The sequence below is a fragment of the Streptomyces roseifaciens genome (assembly GCF_001445655.1).
GTDB classification, from domain to species: Bacteria; Actinomycetota; Actinomycetes; order Streptomycetales; family Streptomycetaceae; genus Streptomyces; species Streptomyces aureoversilis.
Window position 1 is genome coordinate 971,808 of record NZ_LNBE01000003.1, and the last position, 23,484, is coordinate 995,291.

The window sequence follows — 23,484 nt, forward strand, 5'->3', positions numbered from 1 at the left end:
TCACCGAGGGTGAGGGGGCGTCACATGGTGGACAAGGCACGCACGCGCGGGGCATTGACGGTGCTCGCGCTGATCCTGACTCTGCTGGGGATTCAGGTCCCCGGCGCCGGTGGCGCGGGTACGGCCCGCGCCGCGGACGATCCGGCCGAAGTCGTCCAGGAAGTACGGACCGGCGACCGGATGCTCGACGTGGCCGTCCGGTCGCCCCGGATCGACGGACTGACGCACACCAGATGGGTACGGCTGCTGCTCCCCGCCGGCTGGGACCGGAACGCGCAGCGCACGTGGCCCACGCTGTGGCTGCTGCACGGCGGTGGCGGGAACCACAAGGACTGGACCGGCAACACGCATGTCGAGGAGCTCGCCGCCGGGCGGGACGTCATCGTCGTCATGCCGGAGACCAGCGGCTGCAGCGGCTACAGCGACTGGTGGAACTACGGCAGGGGCGGCGCTCCCGCCTGGGAGACCTATCTGCTCGGCGAGCTCAGGCCGCTCCTGGAGCGTGCCTACCGCGCCGGTACGGACCGGGCGGCCGTCGCGGGTCTGTCCATGGGCGGCCAGGGCGCGCTGAAGTTCGCCGCCGCGCACCCGGGCATGTTCAAGGCGGCCGCCTCCTACAGCGGCGGCGTCAACATGCTGTACAAGTCGCCCGACGGCGGCTTCAACGGGCCCGACGCGGTCAAGCTCGGCGGCATCTCCTGCCTCGCCGACTGGAAGCGCGTGTGGGGGGAGCCCGGATATCCCTTCGACACCGGCGACCCCGCCGACGTGCGCCAGCGGAGCATCTGGGAACGGCACAGCCCCCTGCACCAGGCCGCCTCCCTCGCAGGGACGCCCCTCTACGTTTCCTACGGAAACGGCACCGACAGCGGGACGGGCTGGCAGTGGGGCGGACCACCGCCCTCCCCGGCCCGCTGCACCGACCCGGCGGCACACGGCGACGAGGCCGTCGAACGCGCGATCTTCGGCATGAACGGGCAGCTCCGGGCCCGCCTCGCCGAACTCCGCATCCCGGCCACGGTGTGCGCCTCCGAAGGCACCCACACGTGGCCGTACTGGGAGCGGGAGCTCGTCGCCTCCTTCCCGATGCTGATGCACGCCGTAGGCGCCTAGCCGCGCCGCTCCAGCCGCAGGGTGAGGACCTGGAACGGCCGCAGTGCCAGCGGGACGACGTCGCCGCCCGTCGCCGCCGTGGCCTGCGGCCGCTCCAGCAGGTCGCACACGGAGGCCGAGGCCAGGGGGAAACCCGTCTTCAGGAGGGCCCGGGCCCGGCCGCCCAGTGACTCGTACAGGCGGACGACGACGTCTCCGCTTCCGTCGTCCGCGAGCTTGACCGCGGAGACGACGACCGCCTCGTCGTCGACGTGCACCAGAGGCCGCACGCCCGAGCTTCCCGGCACCCGCCGCTCCGGCAGGTTGATGCGGTACCCCTCGCGGACGGCGTCGCCGATCGACGCGTTCGGCACCAGCGCGTACCGGAAGCGGTGCACCCCCTGGTCGGTGCGCGGGTCCGGGAAGCGCGGGGCCCGCAGGAGAGACAGCCGGACCGTCGTGGTCGTGCCCGTGTCCTCCGGGCGGACCGTCCGCGTCACGTCGTAGCCGTACGTCGCGTCGTTGACGACCGCCACGCCCCAGCCCGGCTCCTCCAGGTGCACGAAGCGGTGCGCGCACGCCTCGAACTTGGCGGCGTCCCAGCTGGTGTTGGTGTGCGTGGGCCGGTACAGGTGCCCGAACTGGGTCTCCGCCGCCGTACGGTCGGCGTGCAGGTCGAGCGGGAAGGCCGCCTTGAGGAACTTCTCCGTCTCGTGCCAGTCGACCTCCGTCTCGACGTCCAGGCGCCGTGCGCCCGCCGGGAGGGCGATCCGCTGCTCGACGCGCGAGGAGCCGAAAGTGCGCACCACGCGCACCGCCGTCCCGTCATCGGCGAGCTCCACCGACTCGGCGTCCGTCAGGTCGGTCACCGTGTTCCGGTAGAAGTGGTCCACGTCCCAGGCGTCCCACATGTTCGGGAAGTCCTGGTGCAGTTGCAGCAGATTGGCCGCCGCTCCCGGCGCGATCGTCTCCCGCTCCGCCTCGCGGTCGTACACGGACACCACGAGCCCGCGCCGGTCGACCTCGGCCCGCAGCCAGGTGTTCTCCAGGACGAAGCCGCCACCCTCGCGCTGCCGGACCGCCGGCGGTGCGGGTGCGAAGGAACCGCCGTGAACGGCGGCCTGCGCGGGAACACCGCCCCGCCCGTGCGGCGCCGCATTGAACACCACCGCCCCGCCGCCCGCCCCGTCGCCCGCCAGCGCCGCCAGTGCACCCGCGACGATCTCCTCCAGCTCCGCCGCCACCGCCGCGTACGTCGCCGCCGCCTCCCGGTGCACCCACGCGATCGACGTGCCCGGCAGGATGTCGTGGAACTGGTGCAGCAGCACCGTCTTCCAGATCCGGTCCAGCGCCTCGTGCGGATACGGGAAGCCCGTCCGCACGGCCGCCGTCGCCGCCCACAGCTCTGCCTCGTACAGCAGGTGCTCGCTGCGCCGGTTGCCCTGCTTGGTGCGGGCCTGGCTGGTCAGGGTCGCCCGGTGCAGCTCCAGATACAGCTCGCCCACCCACACCGGCGCGTCGCCGTACTCCGCGTGCGCCTTCTCGAAGAACGCCGAGGGCTTCTCGAAGACCACCCGCGCCGAGCCCTCCAGGTCCGCCAGCCGCTTCGCCCGCGCCAGCATCTCGCGCGTGGTGCCGCCGCCCCCGTCGCCCCACCCCGTCGGCGCGAGGGAGCGGGTGGCCCCGCCCTTCTCCTGGAAGTTGCGGACGGCGTGCGCGAGCTCCCGGCCCGAGAGCTGGGCGTTGTAGGTGTCGATCGGCGGGAAGTGAGTGAAGACGCGGGTGCCGTCCAGGCCCTCCCACCAGAACGTGTGGTGCGGGAACTTGTTCGCCTGGCTCCACGAGATCTTCTGCGTCAGGAACCACTTGGCCCCCGCCAGCCTCACCAGCTGCGGCAGTGCGGCGGAGTAGCCGAAGGAGTCCGGCAGCCACACCTCCTCCGTCTCGATCCCGAACTCCTCCAGGAAGAAGCGCTTGCCGTGCACGAACTGCCGGGCCAGCGCCTCCGACCCCGGCATGTTCGTGTCCGACTCCACCCACATGCCGCCCACCGGCACGAACCGGCCGTCCGCGACGGCCTTCTTCACGCGCGCGTACACCTCCGGCCGGTGCTCCTTGATCCACGCGAACTGCTGGGCCTGCGACATGGCGTAGACGAACTCCGGCTCGTCCTCCAGCAGCGCGGTCATGTTCGACGTCGTGCGGGCGACCTTGCGCACCGTCTCGCGGAGCGGCCACAGCCACGCCGAGTCGATGTGCGCGTGGCCCACCGCGCTGATCCGGTGCGCGGAGGCGTGCGCGGGGGCGGACAGGACGGCCGCGAGCCGCTCGCGCGCCGCGGCCGCCGTACCGCCGACGTCCTGCAGGTCGACCGCGTCCAGCGCGCGCTCGACCGCCCGCAGGATCTCCCAGCGGCGCGGCGACTCCACCGGCAGCTCGGTCATCAGACCCTCCAGCACCTCCAGGTCCTGGACCAGCTCCCACACCGTCCGGTCGAAGACCGCGAGGTCCATGCGCGCCAGCCGGTAGCGCGGCTCGCCGTCCGCCGTCTCCCGGTCGCCCAGTTCGGTCGGCACGAACGGGTGGTAGTCGAGGATGACGGGGTTGGACGACGCCTCGACGTGCAGCAGCACCTCCTCGCCGCCCACCGCCCGGTCGGCGATGCGGACCCACTGGTTGCGCGGGTTCAGGCCCTTCACGGGCGAGCCGTCCGGCCGGTGGACGAGCCCCTCGCACTGGAAGCCCGGCATGTTCTCGTCGAACCCCAGGTCGAGCAGCGCCTCGACCGTACGGCCCGCCCAGTGCCGCGGCACGCTGCCCGCGACGGTGAACCAGCTCGTGCCCCACGGCGGCCCCCACGCCGCGCCGGCCTCGATCGGCACGCCCCCGGCGGCGATCCCCTCGGCCACCGGGACGGGCTCGCCGGGCGCGTTCCAGACGGTGACGGACAGCGGCACCGACTCGGGGTACACGGCCGGCCGGATGCGCTCGTCCAGCACGCGCTTCAGCCGGGCTTCGGTGATGGTGCGGTCGTTGTGCATCAGGTCGGATTCCTTACCAGCGAAAGGTGACGGGAGCGGGGGCGGAGACGCTGTACAGCTCGTCCACGGCGCGCACCTCGATGCGGGTGGCCGCCTCGCCGTCCGTACGACGCAGCGCCGGGACGTAGTAGGCATGCCCGCAGGTGCCGCCGAGGAAGCGGAAGCGCCCGCCGGGCAGGGCCTGGCGCACCTCGTACTGGCGTACGGGGACGGTGCGGTGGCCGCTTCCGGCGGGGGCTCCCCAGGCCAGACGCAGCCCGGCCGTGCCGTCGGCGCCCACCCGCGCCGCGGTGATCGCGGCGTGCGCCGGCCGGGCGGGTGCCGCCGGGGCGGCGGCGCGCACCGCCAGCCCGCCCAGGCGCCAGCGCACCGCACCGCCGTCCGCGGCGGTGAGCCGGATGCCGAGCGAGCGGATCGTCCGCCCCTTGCGGCCGCGCAGCTTCGCCCCGGCACGGACGGTGACCGTGGTCCAGCCGCGGCCGCCCGCGCGGAACGCGCCGGCCGGCAGGAAGGCGTACGGCTCGTCGTCCACGGCGACCGCCAGCTCGACGCGGACCGCCGCCGAGCCGGGGTCCGTGCGCTGGGCCAGCTCGACGACCGTGGAGTCCGGGAACGGCAGCCGTGCCGCGTACAGCTCGACCGTCGCAGAGCCGGCGAGCCTGCCGTCGACGAGCAGGCTGCTGCCGCCCCGCCAGGCGTCGGCGAAGTCGAAGCCGACCTCCGGCCGCGGGCCCTCCGTGCGGACCGTCCAGCGCCGGCCGGGCAGCCGGTCCTGCAGCCCCAGGTGGTTCCACGCGGAGTCGCCCGTCCGCCGGCCCTTCTCGTACCAGCCCAGGCCGTGCCCGGTGTTGAAGGTCGTGGCGAACGGGAGCGCGGTGAGCGTGGACCGGTCCGCGACCGACGCGGCCGGTGGCCGCCACGGCCCCGCCTCCGGCGCGGACGGGTCGAGGCCCTGCCCGGACCAGAAGCGGTCGTCGCGCGCGTGGAAGGCGGCCGGGCCGCGCCCTCCGGCGGGCAGGCTCTTCCACGTCCACTCGGGACGGTAGAAGCCGTACGAGGTGACGTGCGGGCCCGCCGCCGGGACGACCGCGTCCCAGTCCACCGGCGTGTCCCAGCCGCGGGCCTCCACGTCGATCCCCGCCCACAGGTCGTACGGGCTGCGCCCCATCCGGCGCGCGAGGCCGGCGGAGGAGACGAGCCCGGAGCGGTCCCAGTTGAAGTTCAGGAACATCGAGCCGGCCGCCTGGAAGAAGGGGGCGTTGTGCTCGTTGAGCCGGTTCTGCCAGTCGATGCCGCCGGAGACGGCCATCGCGTCGTACCAGGTGACCCGCAGGCCCGCGCCGTGCCCCTGCAGGTACGCGATGAAGTCGCGCATGTCCGCGCCGAGCCGCGCATCGCCCCCGTCGGTCTCGGCGTTGACGAACCAGCCGTCGAAGCCGTACGCCCGGGCCACCCGGATCAGCCGGTCGGCCAGCGGGAAGCCGCCGTCCGGTCCGCGCCGCACCAGGTCCCGCGTCCACCGCAGCTGTCCTCCGTAGGCCGCGGGCGGCAGGAACACCGTGCCGAGGACGGGCACGCCGTTGCGGTGGGCGGCGTCCACGACCGGCGCGTTGGGCGCCAGGATCAGCCCCTCGCCCGAGGAGCCGCCCCAGAAGACCAGTTCGTCGAGGTAGGCCCAGTTGGTGAGGGCGTAGTAGTCGGCGGTCGGCGCGCCCTGCGAGGGGTTGCCCGAGGTGGTGGCGAAGGCGGCGAGCGCGCTGACGCGGGCCTGCCCGGCGCGGGCGGTGCCGTTGGGCGGCGGGGGAGCGAAACGGGCGGCGAGCGGCACGGACGCCCGGTTGAACGGCAGGTCGGGATCCTCCTCCGGCTCCCAGGCGGCCAGGCTCCGCCAGACCACCCCCGGCTCGGGCGAACCGGCCGGCAGGCTGTCGGGGAACCAGTAGGAGGCGTACGGCTGGAGGGCGGGGGGAGGGGCAGGGGCCGCCGTCGCTCGACCGCCGGACAGGGCGACGGCCGCGAGGCCGCCGGCGCCGGCGGCGAGGGCTCTCCTGCGCGTGACATTCATGGTGGCTCCTCCAGAATTCAAGCCCGTCCGGCGTTCGAGGACCGGGGTCCGGGGCGGAGCCCGGTTCATGTGGCGGCGGCGCAGCCTTAGGGCACCTGATCGACCGCGATCACTTCCGTGACGCCCCGCGCAGCCAGATGCGCAGCGTCACCGGCCCGTTGGGCCAGCACCACCGCCGGCCGCCCCCCGCCGGAGGCGACCCGCATCCACGCCTCGAAGAACGCGCCGCCCGGCGCGCACACCGCCCGCCCCGGCGCGTCCTCGACGTCCCCGGCGTCCAGGACCAGGGCGGTCCGTCGCGGCGCGGGCAGCAGGGGCGGCTCGGGCGACCCGGACGGCCCGCCGCTCCCGTGCTCCCGGGCGAGGCGGGCGAACGCCTCCCCGGCGGGCTTGACCTCGCGGTCGTTGGTGAGCAGCCCCAGCCCGTACTCCAGCTCGGGGAAGTCGGCCAGCGCCCGGTCGACGTCGTGGGAGCACCACCAGGTGATCCCCCACACGCCGGGGCAGTCCAGGACGTGACGGACGGTCGCCTCGGTGAAGGCGGCGGCGCGGCCGGGCGGAACGTGCGGGGCGGGCGCCCCCACCTCCTGCAGCCAGACGGGGCGCGCCGCGTCGTCCGCCCACGCCTTGGAGAGCTCGACGAGGTAGGCGGCGTGGCGCTCGGCGACGTCACCGGGGCCGTGCCGCTGCGCGGTGCCGTTGAACACCCAGGAGTGCACGGCGGTCATGGCGCCGAGCCGTGCCGAGTGCGCCGGGGTGAAGGGGTGCGCTCCGTCGTGGAAGGCGGCGTCGTACGAGGCGTGCAGGTGGGTCCTGCCCGGGGCCCCCTCCTCGCACGCGGCGAGCATGCGCCGCAGCCAGCCGCCGGCGTCACGGGGCCGGATCCGGTCGGGGTCGGGGTGGGGCGGTCCGGAGAACTGGTTGACCTCGTTGCCGACGGTCATGCCGAGGAAGTGGGGCCGGTCGGCGAGGGCGGCCGCCAGTTCGGTGAGGAGGCGTGCCTGGGCGTCGACCACGTCGGGGTCGGTGAAGAGGTTGCGGCGGTGCCAGGTCGTGGTCCAGGACGGGATGAAGTCGAAGCTGGACAGGTGCCCCTGCAGCCCGTCGACGTTGACGTCGAGCCCGCGCTCCCCGGCCGCGTCCACCAGCTGGACGAGCTGCTCGACGGCGCGCGGGCGGATCAGGGTGCGGTTGGGCTGGAAGAGGGGCCAGAGGGGGAAGACGCGGATGTGGTCGAGGCCGAGCGCGGCCACGGAGTCCAGGTCGGCGCGGACGTCGTCCAGGTCGAAGTCGAGCCAGTGGTGGAACCAGCCGCGGGCCGGGGTGTAGTTGACGCCGAAGCGCATGGGGCGCGGGTGTCCCTTCTGTGAGTGCCTTTCGGGCTCTGGATGCCCCTTCGGGCGGTGGGTGACCCTCCGGGCGGTGGCGGCAGCAGGGGTGGCGGGGCGGGAGATCAGCCCTTGACGGCGCCCTCCTCGACGCCGCGGAAGAAGTACCGCTGGAGGCAGACGAACATCACGACGAGCGGGGCGACGGCGATGACGGTGCCGGCGGCGACGAGCCGCGGGTCCTGCTGGAAGGTGCCGTGCAGGTAGTTCAGGCCGATGGTCAGGGTGAAGCGGTCGGGGTCGGACAGGACGATCAGCGGCCACAGGAAGTCGTCCCACGCCCCCATGAAGGAGAAGATCGCGACGACGGCGAGCGTCCCCTTCACCGAGGGCAGCGCGACGCGCACGAAGCGCTGCCAGACGTTCGCCCCGTCGATGACGGCCGCCTCCTCGGTCTCGTAGGGCAGGGCGGCGAAGGCGTTGCGCATCAGCAGCACGTTGAGCGCGCCGACCGCCCCGGGCAGGACGACGGCGACGAGCGTGTTGTTGAGCTCCAGGTCGCGCATCATCGTGAACTGGGCGATGACGACGGACTCCAGGGGCACCAGCACGGCCGCGACGAAGGCCAGCCCCGCCGCCCGGCGGCCGCGGAACCGCAGCCGGGCCAGGGCGTAGCCGGCCATGGAGGCGCCGGCGAGGTTGGTGAGGACGTTCGCGGCGGCGACCTTGAGGGAGTTGAGGGCGTAGTCCCACACGGGGACGATGTCCGCGACCTCGGCGTAGTTGTGGCCGGTCGGATGCGCCGGCAGGAAGCGCGGAGGGGAGGTGTAGATGTCCTCGGTGGTGCTCTTGAGGGAGGTCGAGAGCTGCCAGAGGAACGGGCCGACGGTGAGGGCCAGGACGGCGAGGAGCAGCACGTAGCGCACGGCCTTCTCCCAGGGCGTCGCGCGGTTCACGCCTGCCTGCCCTTCGGGTCCCGTCCGCCTCGCGCGTCCTGCGGGCCCTGTCCGTCCCTCCGGTCGGCGCGCAGGACGAGCAGCATCAGCACCAGGGCGACGGCGAAGACGATCAGGGAGATCGCGGAGGAGTAGCCGACGCGCCCGTTGAGCCCCGTTCCGGTGCGCTGGAGGAGCATGACGAGGGTGGTGTCCTGGCCGGCCGGACCGCCGGTGGGCCCGGCCAGCAGGTAGACCTCGGAGAAGACCTTGAAGGCGGCGACCGACGACAGGGCGCCGACCAGCACCATCGTGGAGCGCACGGCGGGCACGGTGACGGCCGTGAAGCGGCGCAGGGGGCCTGCGCCGTCGACGGCCGCCGCCTCGTGCAGCTCGCGCGGCACGTTCGCCAGCGCCGCCAGATAGATGATCATGTAGTAGCCGAGTCCCTTCCAGACCGTCAGCGCCATCGCGCTGAACAGCAGCAGCCACTCGTCGCCGAGGAAGGAGACCGACCCGGCCCCGAGGACCCGCAGGATGGCGTTGACCAGGCCGCGGTCGTCGAGCATCCATTCCCAGATCAGGGCCACCACGACGACGGAGGCCACGACCGGGGTGTAGAAGGCGGACCGGAAGAACGCGACGCCCGGGATCCGCTTCTGCACCAGGAGCGCGAGCAGCAGCGGCAGCAGCACGGTGAAGGGCACGACGAGGACGACGTAGAGCCCGCTGTTGCGCAGGGCCACCCAGAACTGCTCGTCCTCCAGCAGCTCCCGGAAGTTGCGCAGCCCCACCCAGCTGCCGGGGGTCAGCGTACGGGCGTCCGTGAACGCCTTGTGGAGCGTGGTGAGGAAGGGGTAGAGGTTGAAGGCGGCGACGGTCCCGAGGCCGGGCAGCAGGAAGAGCCAGGGGCTGGCCGCCCGGTGCGTACGCACCCGCTTCACGCCCGTCAGCCCTGCTTGAGCAGCTTGTTGCTCTGCGCGGCCGCGTCGTCCAGAGCCTGCCGGGGCGACTTCTTTCCCTGGAGCGCCTTGGCGACCTCGTTCTTGAGGACGGTCTTCATCTCCTCGCTGAGCACGACCGGTGTGTAATTCACCGCCCCCTTCAGCATCTTCGCGGAGGCCACCCGCACCCTGCCCTCGTCGGTGCCGTCGTCCTTCGTCCAGTACGGGTCGTCCAGAGATCCCTTGGTGCTGGGGAAGACGGCGACCTTGTGGGCGAAGGCCTCCTGGTTCTTCCTGTCGGTCACGAAGTGCGCGAACGCGACGGCCGCGGCCTTGTGCTTGCTGCGGCTGTTGATACCGAGGCCCATCACGTACATGTTGGGCTTTCCGGTGTTGTTGGGCGCGTCGGTGATGCCGAGGTTGCGGTAGAGGCCGGGGGCGCTCTTCTTGAAGTTCTCGAGGTCGTGGGCGCTGCCCGGATTCATGGCGACCTTCTGCTCCAGGAACTTCTGCCCCGTCTTGTCCGGCGTGTTGGTCAGCGCCTGCGGATCGAGGCCGCCGCGCTCGTAGAGGTTCTTGTACGCGGTGAGCAGTTCCACGCCCTTGGGTTCGTTGTACGTGAACCGGGTCGCGTCGTCGTTCATGAGCTTCACGCCGTAGCGGCCGAAGTCCTCGACGGCGGGGGTGCCCCCGAGCGTCGCCGTCTTCCCGCCCGAGCGCTCCGCGATGGTCCGCGCCGCCGCGAACAGCTCGTCGTAGGTCTTCGGGGGCTTTTCGGGGTCGAGGCCGGACTGCCGGAAGAGGGCCTTGTTGTAGAACAGCGGTCCGGTGTTGAGGTACCAGGGGAAGGAGTACGAGCCGTCCAGTCCCGGCAGCACATTTCCCTGCCAGGCCTCCGGGGTGTACTCGCCCTTGAACTTCGCGGCGGCCGCCTCCTTGTCGAGGTTCATCAGCAGACCGGCCTTGGCCAGCGGGTACGACAGATCGGGGGAGACGTTGACGACGTCCGGCAGGGTCCCGGCGGCGGCGTCCGCCCCGAGCTTGTCCGCGTAGTTGTCGGCCGGCTGGTCCAGCCATTTGACCCGGACGCCCGGGTGCGCCTTCTCGAATTCCGCCACCAGGCCGGTGAAGTAGTCCTTGAAATTGCTGCGCAGATTCCAGGTCTGAAAGGTGATGTCGCCCTCGGGCTTCCCGTCCGCGCCGCCGCCCTCCCCGGATCCGGAGCCGGATCCGCCCGAGCCGCAGGCGGTCAGCGTGAGGGCGGACACGAGCAGCGGAACGGTCGCGGCGAGGGCTCCACGGCGTATCGGCATGGCCGGCGAACTCCTTCGGTCGAGAGGAGGTGACGGTGCGGGGGGGCAGCAGCAAGGAAGTCGGCAGTGGCAGCGGTCCAAAAGGTGCACCCGGAACGGGAGTTAGTCAATACTGTCGTCAACGGCTAATGCGCTTTAGTGTGTTACCGCTCAGACGCTCAGACGCTCAGGAGCTTCCGGATGCCGGCCGAGGGGAGGGTGCGCCGTGCGCCGCACACCGGCCCGCCGCCCGACGATCAAGGACATCGCGCGCCGGGCGGGCGTCTCGGAGAGCGCGGTCTCCTTCGCGCTCAACGGCCGCCCGGGAGTCTCGGAAGCCACCCGCGCGCGCATCCGCCGGGTCGCCGAGCAGCTGGGCTGGCAGCCCAGCACCGCCGCCCGCGCCCTCTCGGGGGAGGGCGCGGCCACCGTGGGCCTCGTCCTGGCCAGGCCCGCCCGCACGCTCGGCGTCGAGTCCTTCTTCCTGCAGCTGGTCTCCGGCGTACAGGAGGTGCTGGCCGGCCGGGGGCTCGGGCTGCTCTTCCAGGTCGTGGAGGACCTCGACGCCGAGTGCGCGGTCTACCGCCGCTGGTGGGCCGAGCGTCGCGTGGACGGCCTGCTCGTCGTCGACCCGCGGGCCGACGACCCCCGCCCGGCCCTGCTCGACCGCCTCGGCCTGCCCGCCGTGGTCGTCGGCGCGCTCGACGGCCGGGGCGCGCCGCACGGCGCGATCTCCACCCTGTGGGCCGACGACACCGGAGCGATGGCCTCGATCATCGGTCACCTGTACGGCCTGGGTCACCGCCGCATCACCCACATCGCCGGCCTGCCGGAGCTCGCCCACACCCGGCGCCGCATGGCCTGCCTGCGCGCGGAGGCGGCCCGCCGCGGCCTGCCGGACGCGCGCTCGGTGACCACCGACTACTCCGACGCTCAGGGCGCCGAGGCCACCCGCAGGGAGCTGGCCGGTGGCCGCCCTCCCACCGCGATCGTCTACGACAACGACGTGATGGCCGTGGCGGGCCTGGCGGTGGCGGCCGGGCGCGGCGTGTCCGTACCCGCCGCCCTCTCGATCGTGGCCTGGGACGACTCGGTGCTCTGCCGCAGCGCCCACCCCGCGCTCACGGCCCTGGTCCGCGACACCGCCGCCTTCGGCCGCCGGGCCGCCCAGCAGCTCCTCGCCCTCCTCGACGGCGGCCCGCCGGTCAGCGTCCAGGACGCCCTTCCCAGGCTGTCCCCGCGCGCGAGCACCGGACCCGCATGCAAAGGCGCTCCTTGACCTGTTGTTTAATTGCGAGTGATTCGCAATAGCAATATGTCGACAGATCTTGAGCAGGGGTGTGGGGCATGACGGCCCGGTCCGTACGGGGAGTGGCCGCCACGGCCATGGCAGGCGTTCTCGCAGCAGGCGCGGCGGCCTGCTCGACACCGGGCGGCAGTGGCGCAGAGGGGCCCAAGGACTCCCTGGTCGTCGGCCTCGCCAACGAGCCCGAGACCCTCAGCCCCCTCCTCGGCTACGGCAAGGACGGCAACTCCAAGATCTTCGACGGTCTGCTCCGCCGCGACGCGGAGATGAAGCTCCGCCCCGCCCTCGCCGACGCCCTCCCGAAGGTCGGCGACGACGGGCGCACGTACACCTTCAAGCTCCGCCACGGCGTGAAGTTCAGCGACGGCAAGCCGTTCTCGGCCAAGGACGTGGTCTTCACCTACCGGACCATCCTCGACGAGAAGACCAACAACGCCGCCAAGGGCGAGCTCGACGCCGTCGAGAAGGTCACCGCCGAGTCCGACGACACGGTCGTCTTCGCGCTCAAGTACCCCTACGCGCCCTTCGCCGAGCGCACCGTCCTGCCCATCGTCCCCGAGCACGCGGCCAAGGGCCAGGACGTCAACACCGGCTCCTTCAACACCGCCCCCATAGGCACCGGCCCCTACGTCCTCACCGGCTGGAGCAAGGGCGAGAAGCTGACCTTCAAGGCCAACCCCGGCTACTGGGGCGGCGAGCCCGAGGTCAAGAAGCTCACCATGGCGATCATCAAGGACGACGACGTGCGCGCCACACGGCTGCGCTCCGGCGACCTCGACGGCGCCATCCTGCCGCCCAACCTGGCCAGGGGCTTCAAGGGCGACAAGAGCAAGGTGACCATCACCGCGAAGACCACCGACTTCCGCGGCGTCACCCTCCCCACCGCGAACAAGGTCACCGGCGACGTCGCCGTGCGCCGCGCCCTCGACCTCGCCGTCGACCGCAAGGCCATGGTCGACAAGCTCCTCGAAGGCGCCGGCCGGGCCGGCCACGGCCCCGTCCCCACCGACAGCGAGTGGTTCGCCAAGGGCACCGAGCGCCCGCACGACCTCGGCAAGGCCAAGCAGCTCCTGGACGACGCCGGCTGGAAGCCGGGCGACGGCGGCATCCGCGAGAAGGACGGGCAGCGCGCCTCCTTCACCCTCTGGTTCCCCGCCGGCGACAAGCTCCGCGAGGAGCACGCCCTCGCCTTCGCCTCCGACGCCAAGAAGGCCGGCATCGAGGCCAAGGTGCAGAGCGGCACCTGGGAGGTCATCGAGCCGCGGATGAAGGAGGACGCGGTCCTCGCCGGCGGCGGCAACCCCGCCGACCCCGACTTCGACCTCTACAACCTCCTGCACTCCTCCCTCGCCCTCGACGGCTTCAACAACATGGCCGCCTACAGCAACCCCGACGTCGACAAGGCGCTCGAGGAAGGCCGGCGCAGCGGCGACAAGGCCGCCCGCAAGGCCGCCTACGACAAGGTCCAGCGCGGCCTCGCCGACAACCCCGGCTACACCTTCCTCACCCACGTCGACCACCTCTACGTGATGACCGACCGCTGGAAGGACCTCTCCACCCAGGTCGAGCCGCACGACCACGGCCTCGGCGCCGGGCCCTGGTGGAACGTCGAGGACTGGCAGCCGAAGAAGTGACCCGCGCTGCCGCCGGGCTCCCGTGGGGGCCCATGGCGCGCATGGCCGGACGGCGGCTGCTGGCCGCCGTCCCCGTGCTCGCCGCCGTCACCTTCGGGGTCTTCGCGATCGCCGCGGCCTCGCCCTTCGACCCCGCCAGGGCCTACGCCGGCAGCGCCGGGCTCGGCGCCCGCCAGGACGTCCTCGACCAGCTGCGCGACAACCTCGGCGCCGACCGGCCCTTCACCGCCCGCTGGTGGGACTGGCTGACCTCCGCCCTCACCGGCGACCTCGGCACCTCCGCGGCGCTCCGCCAGCCCGTCTCCCAGGTCATCGGCGAACGCATCGGCTGGTCCGTGCTCCTGTGCGGCATCGCCTTCGCGCTGGCCGTGACCGCCGGCACCGTGCTCGGCGTCCTCGCGGCACGCCGCCGGGGCGGCCTGTTCGACCGGGCCGTGACCTCCCTGGCGTACGCGCTCGAAGCCGCCCCGCCGTTCTGGCTCGGCCTCCTCGCCGTCTGGCTCTTCTCCCTCAAGCTCGGCGCCCTGCCCGCCGGCGGACTCACCGACACCGGCAGCGACGTCGCCACGCCCGGCCAGGTCGCCTCCCACGTCGTCCTGCCCGCGGCGGTCCTCGCCGTCTCCCAGCTGCCCTGGTTCGTGCTCTACGTGCGCCAGGGCGTCGGCGACGCGCTGGACGAGGACCCCGTGCGCGGCGCCCGCGCCCGCGGCCTGCGCGAGCGGACCGTCCTCCTCGGCCACGCCCTGCGCTCCGGGCTGCTGCCCGTCCTCACCCTCGTCGGCTCCCGCGTCCCCGAGCTCATCACGGGCGCCCTGCTGGTGGAGACCGTCTTCAGCTGGCCCGGCATCGCCTCCGCGACCGTCGAGGCCGCCACCAAGGTCGACTTCCCGCTGCTCGCCGCCCTGACCGTCCTCGCGACGGCGGCCGTCCTGGTGGGGAACCTGCTGTCCGACCTGCTCTACGGGCTGGCCGACCCGAGGGTGGGCTTCGATGGCTGACCCCCGCACGCGTACGGCTGACCCCCGCACGCGTACGCGCGTCTCCGCCGCCGTGACGGCGGCCGTCGTCCTCACCGTGCTGGCCGTCCCGCTCGCCGTGCCCCTGGACCAGCAGGCCGTCGACCTCGCCGCCAAGCTGCAGCCGCCCTCCTGGGCCCACCTCTTCGGCACCGACGAGGTGGGCCGAGACCTGCTGCTGCGCAGCGTCTACGGGCTCCGCGTCTCGCTCCTCGTCGGCGTCGCCGCCGCCCTCGCCGCGACCGTCATCGGCACGGCGGTCGGCGCGGTCGCGGGCGCGCTGGGCGGCTGGACGGACCGCGTGCTGATGCGGCTCGTCGACCTCTTCTCGTCCGTGCCGCACCTGCTGCTCGGCATCTTCGTCGTCACGATGTTCCGCCCCGGCGTCTGGCCGGTGGTCGCCTCCGTCGTCGTCACGCACTGGCTGTCGACGGCGCGGATCGTCCGCGCCGAGGTGCTGTCCCTGCGCTCGCGCCCGTACATCGACGCGGCGGTGTCCGGCGGAGCCTCGCGGTGGCGCGTGGCCGTCCGCCACCTGCTGCCGGCCGTGCTGCCCCAGGCGGGGCTCGCGGCGGTGCTGATGATCCCGCACGCCATCTGGCACGAGTCCGCGCTGTCGTTCCTCGGCCTGGGCCTGCCCACGCACCAGGCGAGCCTCGGCAACATGGTCCAGAGCGCGCGCGGCTCCCTCCTCGCGGGCGACTGGTGGCCGACGCTCTTCCCCGGGCTGTTCATCATCGTCCCCACCCTGGCCGTGGCGGGCCTTGCGGCCGCATGGCGGGAACGGCTCAACCCGCGCCGCCGATCGGAGCTGAGCCTGTGAGTCCCGTGCTGTCCGTGGACGACCTCTCCGTACGGTTCCGGATGCGCGGCGGCCGCGGGGTCGCCGCCGTCACCGGCGCCTCGTTCGAGCTGTTCCCCGGCGAATGCCTCGCCCTCATCGGCGAGAGCGGCTGCGGCAAATCCGTCCTGGCCTCCGCCCTGCTCGGCCTGCTGCCCCGCAACGCCGAGGCCACCGGCCGGGCCCTCCTGGGCGACCTCGACCTCCTGGCCGCCGACGAGCGCACCCTCGCCCGCACCGTACGCGGCCGCCGTATCGGCCTCGTCCCGCAGAGCCCCTCCGCACACCTCACCCCCGTCCGCACGGTGCGCTCCCAGCTGGAGGAGACCGTCCGCGAGCTGACGGGCCTCCGCAAGGCCGGGCTGCGCGAAGCGGCCGAGGCCGCGGCCGAACGGGCGGCCTTCCCCGCCACGCACCTGGACCGGCACCCCCACCAGCTCTCCGGCGGCCTCGCCCAGCGCGCCGCCACCGCGCTCGCCCTCGTCGGCGACGCCCCGCTCCTGCTCGCCGACGAGCCGACGACCGGCCTCGACCGCGACCTCGTCGACCGCACGGTCGACGAACTGCGGCGGCACGCCGACACCGGCCGCGCCCTGCTGATGATCACCCACGACCTCGCGGCGGCCCGGCGCATCGCCGACCGCGTCGCCGTCATGTACGCGGGCCGCATCGTCGAGATCGCCGACGCCCCCGCCTTCTTCGGCGCACCCGGCCCCCGCCACCCCTACGCCCGCGCCCTGCTCGACGCCCTGCCCGAGCGGGCCTTCACCCCCATCCCGGGCATGCCCCCCGAACTCGGCGACCTGCCCGACGGCTGCGCCTTCGCCCCCCGCTGCGCACGGGCGACCGCACGGTGCGGGACGCTCCCGGAGCCCGTCGACGGCGTTGCCTGCCACCACCCGGAGGAGGCCACCGCGTGCTCGAACTGAGCCGTATCACCGCAGGCTACGACCGGCGCGCGCCCGTCGTCCGCGAGGTCTCGCTGACGCTCGGCGCCGGCCGGTCCGTCGGCCTGCTCGGCCCCAGCGGCTGCGGCAAGTCCACCCTCGCCCGGGTGGCCGCCCTGCTGCACCGGCCGGACTCCGGGACCGTCGTCATCGACGGCGCCCCCGTCCGCGGCTGGCGCCACCGCGCCCCGCGCGAGCAGCGCACGGCCTTCGGCGTGGTCTTCCAGCAGCCGCGCCTCGCCGCGGACCCGCGCATGCGGCTCGCCGACCTGATCGCGGAGCCGCTGCGGGCGACGGGCCGCCGGGACGAGGCCGCGGCGGCGGTCGCCGGCCTGGCCGAACGCGTCGGGCTCTCCCGGGAACTGCTCGGCCGGCGCCCGCACGAGGTCAGCGACGGCCAGCTGCAGCGCGCCTGCCTGGCCCGGGCCCTCGTCCTGCGCCCGCGCTGGCTGATCTGCGACGAGATGACGGCCATGCTGGACGCGTCGACGGCGGCGGCACTCGTGGCGGCGGTCGAGAGCTACCGCGCCGAGAGCGGGGCGGGCCTGCTGGCGGTGGGACACGACAGCGTGCTGCTGAACCGGTGGTGCGACGAGACGGTGCGGTGGGGCGAGCTGTTGAAGGAGAGCCCGTCCGGCGTCTGAGGACCGGGGTTCCGGCGGCGCCGGAGACAAGCCCTCCGCGCCGTCCGCGGCGGCGGGGGCGGAGCCCCGTGCGGACTAGCGTCGGCTGTCCACGAGCTCACGCTCAGCCACAGTGGGCTCCACCCGCTCCGGCTCCGGCGCCTTCGACGCCCTCCGCACGGTGGCGACGGCGACACCCGCGAGCACCAGCAGCCCACCTACGACCGCATTGAGCGACGGCAGGTTCCCCAGGAACGCCGCGTCGAGGCCGAGCGCAGCGACCGGCACCGCGTACAGCACCAGCGAAGCCGTCGACGCCGTCGTGGCCCGCAGGGTCCGCGACCAGGTCCAGAAGGCCATCGCGGTGCAGCCCAGGCCCAGCCAGAGCACCGCCAGCGTGCGGTGGCCGTCGGCCGCCGCGATCTGCCCCACCGCTTCGGGGGCGAGCGGCAGCAGCGGCACCATGCCGAACAGGCTGCCGTAGAAGACGCATTCAGCGCCCGAGTACCGCTTGAGCAGCGGCTTCTGCAGGGCGAAGGACGTGGCCTGGGTCGCGGCCGCGGCGAGCACCATGAGCGCGCCCATGAGCGAACCGCTCCCGCCGCCCGAAGTGACGGCGACGGTGAGCGCGCCGGTGAGCGCCACCGCGAGACCGGCCAGGCCCCGCCTGCCGGGCCGGTCGCCCAGGAAGGCCATGCCGAGCACGGTGGTGAAGACCGGGGACGCGGCGATCAGCATGGCCGCGGTGCCCGCGTCCACGCTCTGCTCGCCGGCGCACAGCAGCACCTGGTAGGCCGTCATGCCGGTCAGGCCGAAGGCTGCCATGCGCAGCACGTCGCCGCGGTGCAGCCGGCCGATGCGTCCGAGGAACAGGCACGGCAGGAGGACGGCGATGGTGATGGCCATGCGCAGGAGCGCGACGGAGGCCGGGGAGTAGTCCGGCAGCGCCACCTGGATGGCGGTGAACGCGGAGCCCCACAGCAGCGCGGTCGCCGCCATCGGTGTCCACGGGGTTCGGGTGCGCTGTGCGGAGGTCATATTCGCAAGCTAACAACGGCGGATCTATAAGGCAAATAAAGGATTCTATCGCTTTCTCAAAGCGATCCTTTTAGTGGCCTCTTTGTCATTCGTATCCCGCTGTCAACGCCTCCGCACCAACGGGAACGGCAGAGTCTCCCGGATCGACAGCCCCGTCAGGAACATCACCAGCCGGTCCACCCCGATCCCGAGCCCTCCCGTCGGCGGCATCGCGTACTCCAGCGCCCGCAGGAAGTCCTCGTCCAGCTCCATCGCCTCCGGGTCGCCGCCCGCCGCCAGCAGCGACTGCGCGGTCAGCCGGCGCCGCTGCTCGATGGGGTCGATCAGCTCCGAGTACGCCGTGCCCAGCTCCGTGCCGAAGGCCACCAGGTCCCAGCGCTCGGCGACCCGCGGATCGTCGCGGTGCGGGCGGGTGAGCGGCGAGACGTCGGTGGGGAAGTCCTTGTAGAAGACGGGCAGCTCCGTGCGCTCCTCGACCAGCCGCTCGTACATCTCCAGCACGATGTCCCCGCGCCCGTCCTCCGGCCGGTGCGGCACCCCGGCCGCGTCGCAGTGCCGCCGCAGCGTTCCCACCGGGGTGTCCGCGTCGACCTCCTCGCCGAGTACCTCGGAGACCGCGCCGTAGACGGTCTTCACCGGCCACGGCCCCGAGATGTCGTGCTCGACCGGCCTGCCCCCGGCGTCCGCCCGCAGCGCCACCGCCGACCCGTGGGCGGCGACGGCCGCGGCCTGGATCAGCTCGCGCGTCAGGTCGAGCATCACGTCGTAGTCCGCGAACGCCTGGTACGCCTCCAGCATCGTGAATTCGGGATTGTGCTTGTACGACACGCCCTCGTTCCGGAACGTGCGGCCCATTTCGAATACCTTCTCCATGCCGCCCACGCACAGCCGCTTGAGGTAGAGCTCCGGCGCGATCCGCAGGTACAGGTCGAGGTCGTAGGCGTTGATGTGCGTGGTGAACGGCCGGGCGTTGGCGCCGCCGTGGATCTGCTGGAGCATGGGCGTCTCCACCTCCAGGAAGCCGCGGTCGAGCAGCCCCTGGCGCAACGCCTGCACGGCCGCGCTGCGCGCCCGCACCGTCTGCCGCGCCTCCGTCGAGACGGCCAGGTCCACGTAGCGCATGCGCACCCGTGCCTCGGGGTCGCTCAGGCCGTGCCGCTTGTCGGGCAGGGGGCGCAGGCACTTCGCGGTCATCCGGGCGCTGCTGACGAAGACGGTGAGCTCACCGCGGTCGGTGGTGCCGATCTCGCCCTCCGCCTCGATGTGGTCGCCGAGGTCGACGTGCGTGGCGAAGCGCCGCAGCCCCTCCCGGCCGCAGTCCTCCCGGGTGAAGGTCAGCTGCAGGTCTCCGGACCAGTCGCGGAGGACGGCGAACGCGACGCCGCCGTGGTTGCGGACCAGCAGCACGCGGCCGGTCACCTTCGCCCGCTCGCCCGTGCGGGATGACGGCTTGAGCCCCGCGTGGGCGGCGCGGATCGCGGCGAGGGTGTGCGTACGGTGCGCGTCGACCGGATACGGCTCCACGCCCGCCGCCCGCAGCAGCTCCAGCTTCCGCCGCCGCACCCGCACCTGCTCCGGCAGCCCCGCGAGCCCGTCCCGCCCCGCCTGCTCGGCCCCGGCCTCCAGGCCGAGCTCGGAGAGCGGCGGCAGCCCCGCGGTGGACGCCGGGCTGGTGATGCCCCTGGCCCGCCCGCGGTTCCACAGCTGGCCCAGGCTGGGCACCGCGACGAAACCCTCGGCGATGCCGGCGGCGAGCCCGATCCGCGCCAGGGCGCCCGCGTCCGCGTAGCAGAGGAACCGAGGGTGCCACTCCGGGTTGTACTTCACGTTCGAGCGGTACAGGGCCTCCAGCTGCCACCACTTGGAGAAGAACAGCAGCAGCTTGCGCCACAGCCGCAGCACCGGCCCCGCACCGATCCGCGCACCCTCCTCGAACGCGGAGCGGAACACCGCGAAGTTCAGCGAGATGCGCTTGACGCCGAACCGCCCGGCCTGCGCGCACAGCTGGGTGACCATGAACTCCATGACGCCGTTGGGTGCGGCCCGGTCACGGCGCATCACATCCAGCGAGACCCCGTCCCGCCCCCACGGCACGAACGACAGCAGGGCGATCATCGTCCCCTCGCTGTCGAACGCCTCCACCAGCAGGCAGTCGCCGTCGGCCGGGTCGCCGAGCCGTCCCAGCGCCATCGAGAAGCCGCGCTCGGTCTCGGTGTCCCGCCAGGCGTCCGCCCGGTGGATGACCTCTTGCATCTCGTCGTCGGTGAGCGCCGAGTGCCGCCGGATGCGGACGGTGGCACCCGTGCGCTCCACGCGGTGGACGGCCTGCCGCGTCACCCGCATCTCGCGCCCGTCCAGGTCGAACGAGGCGACCTGCAGGATCGCTTCGTCGCCGAGCTGCAGCGCGCCCAGGCCCGAGCGGGCGTACGCCTTCGCGCCCACCTCGCTGGCTCCCATCACGGCCGGCTGCCAGCCGTAGCGGCCCGCCACCTCCAGCCACGCGTCGATCGCCGGCGTCCACGCCTCCGGATCGCCCAGCGGGTCCCCGGAGGCAAGGCAGACGCCCGCCTCCACCCGGTAGGTCACCGCCGCCTTGCCGCTGGGGGAGAAGACCACGGCCTTGTCCCGGCGGGTCGCGAAGTACCCCAGCGAATCCCGGCCGCCGTAGCGGGCCAGCAGGGCACGGATCCGGGGTTCCTCGTCGTCGTGGAGCGCCGCCTCCAGGCGCTGCGAGCGGAAGAGCGACATGGCGGCGTTGAGCAGCGCCAGCGCGCCGAGCAGCCCGAGCAGGAAATACAGCCAGTGCGGCGGGTGGCCGGTGAAGTGCCGGCCGCTCACCAGCCCGCCGCACACCTTGTTGGCGACGAACAGCAGCCGGTTGCCGCCCCCGGGCTCCAGCGACCCGGGGAACAGCGACACCAGGCCCCAGCCCACCAGGATGGCCACCGTGAGCCCCGCCGCCAGCACGAGCGAGGCCCGCAGGAACGCGCCCCGCCGTGACGCCGCGTAGAACTCCCCGCGGGCCAGGATCAGCAGCGCCATCGCGGCCACGCACAGCACCAGCGAGGGGATCGTGTCCCAGTAACCCACCACCAGCAGGAGGACGTCCGCGACCAGCAGCAGGGTCAGATAGGCGAGGACGAACCAGAGGGTGACCCGCTTGCGGGCCGCCATCGCCGTCGCGAGGAGCAACAGGAAGACGGCGTAGGCCAGGTTCGGGGCGGTGGGGACGGTCAGCGTGTCCAGCGCCTCCGTCAGCGGCAGCGCCGCCCGCCGCAGCGGCATGATCAGGGAAGTGATCGCACAGAACAGGCCGAGGGCACCGAAGAAGATCGCAAATCCGTTCGGCACCCGGTGCAGCAGCCGCCGCCACGCGGACTCGCGCTCCCCGCTCTCCCGGCCCTGCGGAACCGGTGCGGGCCGCTCCGCGGAAGGCCTGCTGTCGGCGGCTGTGCGGCTCATTCCGCCAGCCTAGGCACCCGGCGGACGGCCTGCCTGCCGAGAGCACCGACCCGGACGGCGACGCTCGTACCTGAATGGAGTACACCTGCTGCCCCGGGCCGGGGCGCTGTGTGGGCCAGACTGACGGACAACCGCTCCGCCGAGGAGGTTCGCCATGGCCATTTCGATCTCCGTGGTCCTGTTGTTGCTCGTCCTGGTGGTCGTGTTCATGCGCAGCGGCTCGCTGCGCATGTCGAACGCCCTGGTCTGCGTCCTGCTCGGCTTTCTCCTCGCGAGTACGAGCATCGCGCCGACGATCTCCGACGGCCTGGCCACCACGACACGCATCGTGAGCGGCGTACGGCCCTGATGACGCCCGGGCCGGGCCCCGCTGTCAGGGGGACCCGGCCCGGGGTGCCGCCGTGCTGTGCTCCGGCGCCCGATGCTCCGGACGTCAGATGCTCTTGAGGCCGGATGTTCCTGAGGCCTGCTGCTCCTAGCGCCCGATCTCGACGTCCTCCAGGACGCCCAGGGCGTCCGGCACCAGGATCGCCGCCGAGAAGTAGGCGCTCACCAGGTACGAGGAGATCGCCTGCTCGTTGATGCCCATGAACCGGACGTTGAGGCTCGGCTGGAACTCGTCCGGGATGCCGGTCTGGTGCAGGCCCACCACGCCCTGGTTGTCCTCGCCGGTCCGCATGGCGAGGATCGAGCTCGTCCCCGACTCGCTCACCGGGATCTTGTTGCAGGGCAGCAGCGGCACTCCGCGCCACGAGCGCACCGAGGAGCCCAGGACGTCGATGGACTGCGGGTACAGACCCCGGCTGGTGCACTCGCGGCCGAACGCGGCGATGGTGCGCGGGTGGGCGAGGAGGAACTGGGTCTTGCGGCGGCGCGCCAGCAGCTCGTCGAGGTCGTCGGGGGTGGGCGGGCCGCTGCGGGTGTGGATGCGCTGGCTGATGTCCGCGTTGTGCAGCAGGCCGAACTCGCGGTTGTTGACGATCTCGTGCTCCTGGCGCTCGCGCAGCGCCTCGACCGTCAGCCGCAGCTGCTGCTCGAGCTGGCTCATCGGGTCGTTGTAGAGGTCGGCGACGCGGGTGTGGACCCGGAGCACGGTCTGGGCGACGCTCAGCTCGTACTCGCGGGGGGAGAGCTCGTAGTCGACGAAGGTGCCGGTGATGGCGGGCTCGCCGATGTGGCCCGAGGTGATGGCGATGTCGGCCTCACCGCGCTTGTTCTGCGCCCGCGCCGGGCGGGAGGCGTACGCCGCGACGTGCTCGCGCAGCGCCTCCGACCGCTCGGCCAGCGCCTGGAAGGCCTGCAGGGGAAGGGCCAGGACCGTGCAGCGCGTGACGGCGCGGACGGTGAACCCCCAGGTGCCGTCCGGCTCCAGGGGGACCTGCTCGCCGAAGTAGTCGCCGTCGGCCAGCACGCCGAGCACGGTCTCGTCGCCGTACTTGCCGGTGCCCGTCTTGTTGAGCTTGCCGTGGGCGACGAGGAAGATGTGGTCGGCCGGGGCGCCGGCTTCGACGAGGGTGTCACCCGCCGCGTACTCGCGCTGGACGAAGCCGTCCGCCAGCGCCTCCAGCGTGTCGTTGTCGCCGAAGTCCCGCAGCAGCGGGAGCTCTCCGAGCTCCGGCGGGATGACCCGGACCTCCGAACCGGTGGAGATGAACTCGACCCGGCCGTCCCCCACGGTGTACGTGAGCCGCCTGTTCACCCGGTAGGTGCCGGCGGACACCTGTACCCAGGGCAGCACGCGCAGGAGCCAGCGGGAGGAGATCCCCTGCATCTGCGGTACGGACTTGGTCGTCGTGGCGAGCTGGCGTGCCGCTGTGGTGCCGAGGCTGAGCTGTGCCTCCGTGGCCGATGCGACCTGGCCGGACTCCACTGACGTGGTCATAGCTGGTGATCACCCATCTGTATGCGGTACGGGGCGCG

The 23,484-nt window shown here is 72.9% G+C and carries 17 protein-coding genes; 8 read left to right on the top strand and 9 right to left on the bottom strand.

All coding sequences use genetic code 11. The features are described 5' to 3' along the window. Nucleotides 1-24 precede the first annotated feature (24 nt). Nucleotides 25-1,113, top strand: a complete 1,089-nt coding sequence (locus AS857_RS10085; protein WP_058042775.1) for an alpha/beta hydrolase — start codon at nt 25-27, stop codon at nt 1,111-1,113. On the opposite strand, the gene AS857_RS10090 is transcribed toward AS857_RS10085, so the two are convergent. The 6 genes from AS857_RS10090 to AS857_RS10115 all read right to left on the bottom strand — a co-directional run bounded on the left by AS857_RS10090 (nt 1,110) and on the right by AS857_RS10115 (nt 10,718). After that, nucleotides 1,110-4,133, bottom strand: coding sequence for an alpha-mannosidase (locus AS857_RS10090; RefSeq protein WP_058042776.1), 3,024 nt, complete (start codon nt 4,131-4,133; stop codon nt 1,110-1,112). The two genes, AS857_RS10085 and AS857_RS10090, sit on opposite strands and share 4 nt — an antisense overlap. A gap of 13 nt (nt 4,134-4,146) precedes the next feature. Continuing rightward, complete coding sequence (locus tag AS857_RS10095) at nt 4,147-6,198, bottom strand: endo-beta-N-acetylglucosaminidase (RefSeq protein ID WP_058042777.1); 2,052 nt, start codon at nt 6,196-6,198, stop codon at nt 4,147-4,149. An 86-nt stretch (nt 6,199-6,284) separates the two neighbouring features. After that, complete coding sequence (locus AS857_RS10100; RefSeq protein WP_058042778.1) at nt 6,285-7,544, bottom strand: glycoside hydrolase 5 family protein; 1,260 nt, start codon at nt 7,542-7,544, stop codon at nt 6,285-6,287. 107 nt (nt 7,545-7,651) lie between these two features. Next, complete coding sequence (locus tag AS857_RS10105; protein WP_058042779.1) at nt 7,652-8,482, bottom strand: carbohydrate ABC transporter permease; 831 nt, start codon at nt 8,480-8,482, stop codon at nt 7,652-7,654. Beyond that, a complete protein-coding gene (locus AS857_RS10110; protein WP_058044046.1) occupies nt 8,479-9,414 on the bottom strand; it encodes a carbohydrate ABC transporter permease in 936 nt (311 codons plus the stop codon). Before AS857_RS10110 ends, AS857_RS10105 begins: the two co-directional genes overlap by 4 nt. Beyond that, nucleotides 9,411-10,718 carry an ABC transporter substrate-binding protein gene (locus AS857_RS10115; protein ID WP_058042780.1) on the bottom strand — a complete coding sequence of 436 codons (1,308 nt, stop codon included), beginning with the start codon at nt 10,716-10,718 and terminating at the stop codon, nt 9,411-9,413. The genes AS857_RS10110 and AS857_RS10115 overlap by 4 nt, the downstream gene beginning before the upstream one ends. A 205-nt stretch (nt 10,719-10,923) precedes the next feature. On the opposite strand from AS857_RS10115, the gene AS857_RS10120 reads away from it, so the two are divergent. From AS857_RS10120 to AS857_RS10145, 6 genes are all read left to right on the top strand, one after another. Then, nucleotides 10,924-11,976, top strand: a complete 1,053-nt coding sequence (locus tag AS857_RS10120) for a LacI family DNA-binding transcriptional regulator (RefSeq protein WP_058042781.1) — start codon at nt 10,924-10,926, stop codon at nt 11,974-11,976. 68 nt (nt 11,977-12,044) lie between these two features. Continuing rightward, nucleotides 12,045-13,637 (top strand): ABC transporter substrate-binding protein, encoded by a 1,593-nt coding sequence (locus tag AS857_RS10125; RefSeq protein WP_058044047.1) that lies wholly within the window; start codon nt 12,045-12,047, stop codon nt 13,635-13,637. A gap of 32 nt (nt 13,638-13,669) precedes the next feature. Next, entirely contained in the window at nt 13,670-14,635 is a 966-nt protein-coding gene (locus tag AS857_RS10130; protein ID WP_107105613.1) for an ABC transporter permease, read from the top strand. Continuing rightward, a complete protein-coding gene (locus AS857_RS10135) occupies nt 14,628-15,476 on the top strand; it encodes an ABC transporter permease (RefSeq protein ID WP_058042783.1) in 849 nt (282 codons plus the stop codon). Before AS857_RS10130 ends, AS857_RS10135 begins: the two co-directional genes overlap by 8 nt. Further along, the gene (locus AS857_RS10140) at nt 15,428-16,423 is read left to right on the top strand and encodes an ABC transporter ATP-binding protein (RefSeq protein WP_058042784.1); all 996 of its coding nucleotides are present in this window, start codon (nt 15,428-15,430) and stop codon (nt 16,421-16,423) included. The genes AS857_RS10135 and AS857_RS10140 overlap by 49 nt, the downstream gene beginning before the upstream one ends. Then, entirely contained in the window at nt 16,411-17,085 is a 675-nt protein-coding gene (locus AS857_RS10145) for an ABC transporter ATP-binding protein (RefSeq protein WP_058042785.1), read from the top strand. The genes AS857_RS10140 and AS857_RS10145 overlap by 13 nt, the downstream gene beginning before the upstream one ends. A 75-nt stretch (nt 17,086-17,160) precedes the next feature. Here the strand turns inward: AS857_RS10145 and AS857_RS10150 are convergent, their stop codons facing one another. Together AS857_RS10150 and lysX are read right to left on the bottom strand one after the other, a co-directional pair. Then, nucleotides 17,161-18,102, bottom strand: coding sequence for a DMT family transporter (locus tag AS857_RS10150; RefSeq protein WP_063804219.1), 942 nt, complete (start codon nt 18,100-18,102; stop codon nt 17,161-17,163). 102 nt (nt 18,103-18,204) lie between these two features. After that, a complete protein-coding gene (gene lysX / locus AS857_RS10155; RefSeq protein ID WP_079110212.1) occupies nt 18,205-21,564 on the bottom strand; it encodes a bifunctional lysylphosphatidylglycerol synthetase/lysine--tRNA ligase LysX in 3,360 nt (1,119 codons plus the stop codon). Between the two features lie 154 nt (nt 21,565-21,718). Here lysX and AS857_RS10160 point away from each other — a divergent pair, with 154 nt between their 5' ends. Next, entirely contained in the window at nt 21,719-21,913 is a 195-nt protein-coding gene (locus AS857_RS10160) for a hypothetical protein (protein ID WP_058042787.1), read from the top strand. Between the two features lie 126 nt (nt 21,914-22,039). Here AS857_RS10160 and AS857_RS10165 read toward each other — a convergent pair whose 3' ends face one another. Continuing rightward, nucleotides 22,040-23,446 (bottom strand): family 2B encapsulin nanocompartment shell protein, encoded by a 1,407-nt coding sequence (locus tag AS857_RS10165; protein WP_058042788.1) that lies wholly within the window; start codon nt 23,444-23,446, stop codon nt 22,040-22,042. Nucleotides 23,447-23,484 lie beyond the last annotated feature (38 nt).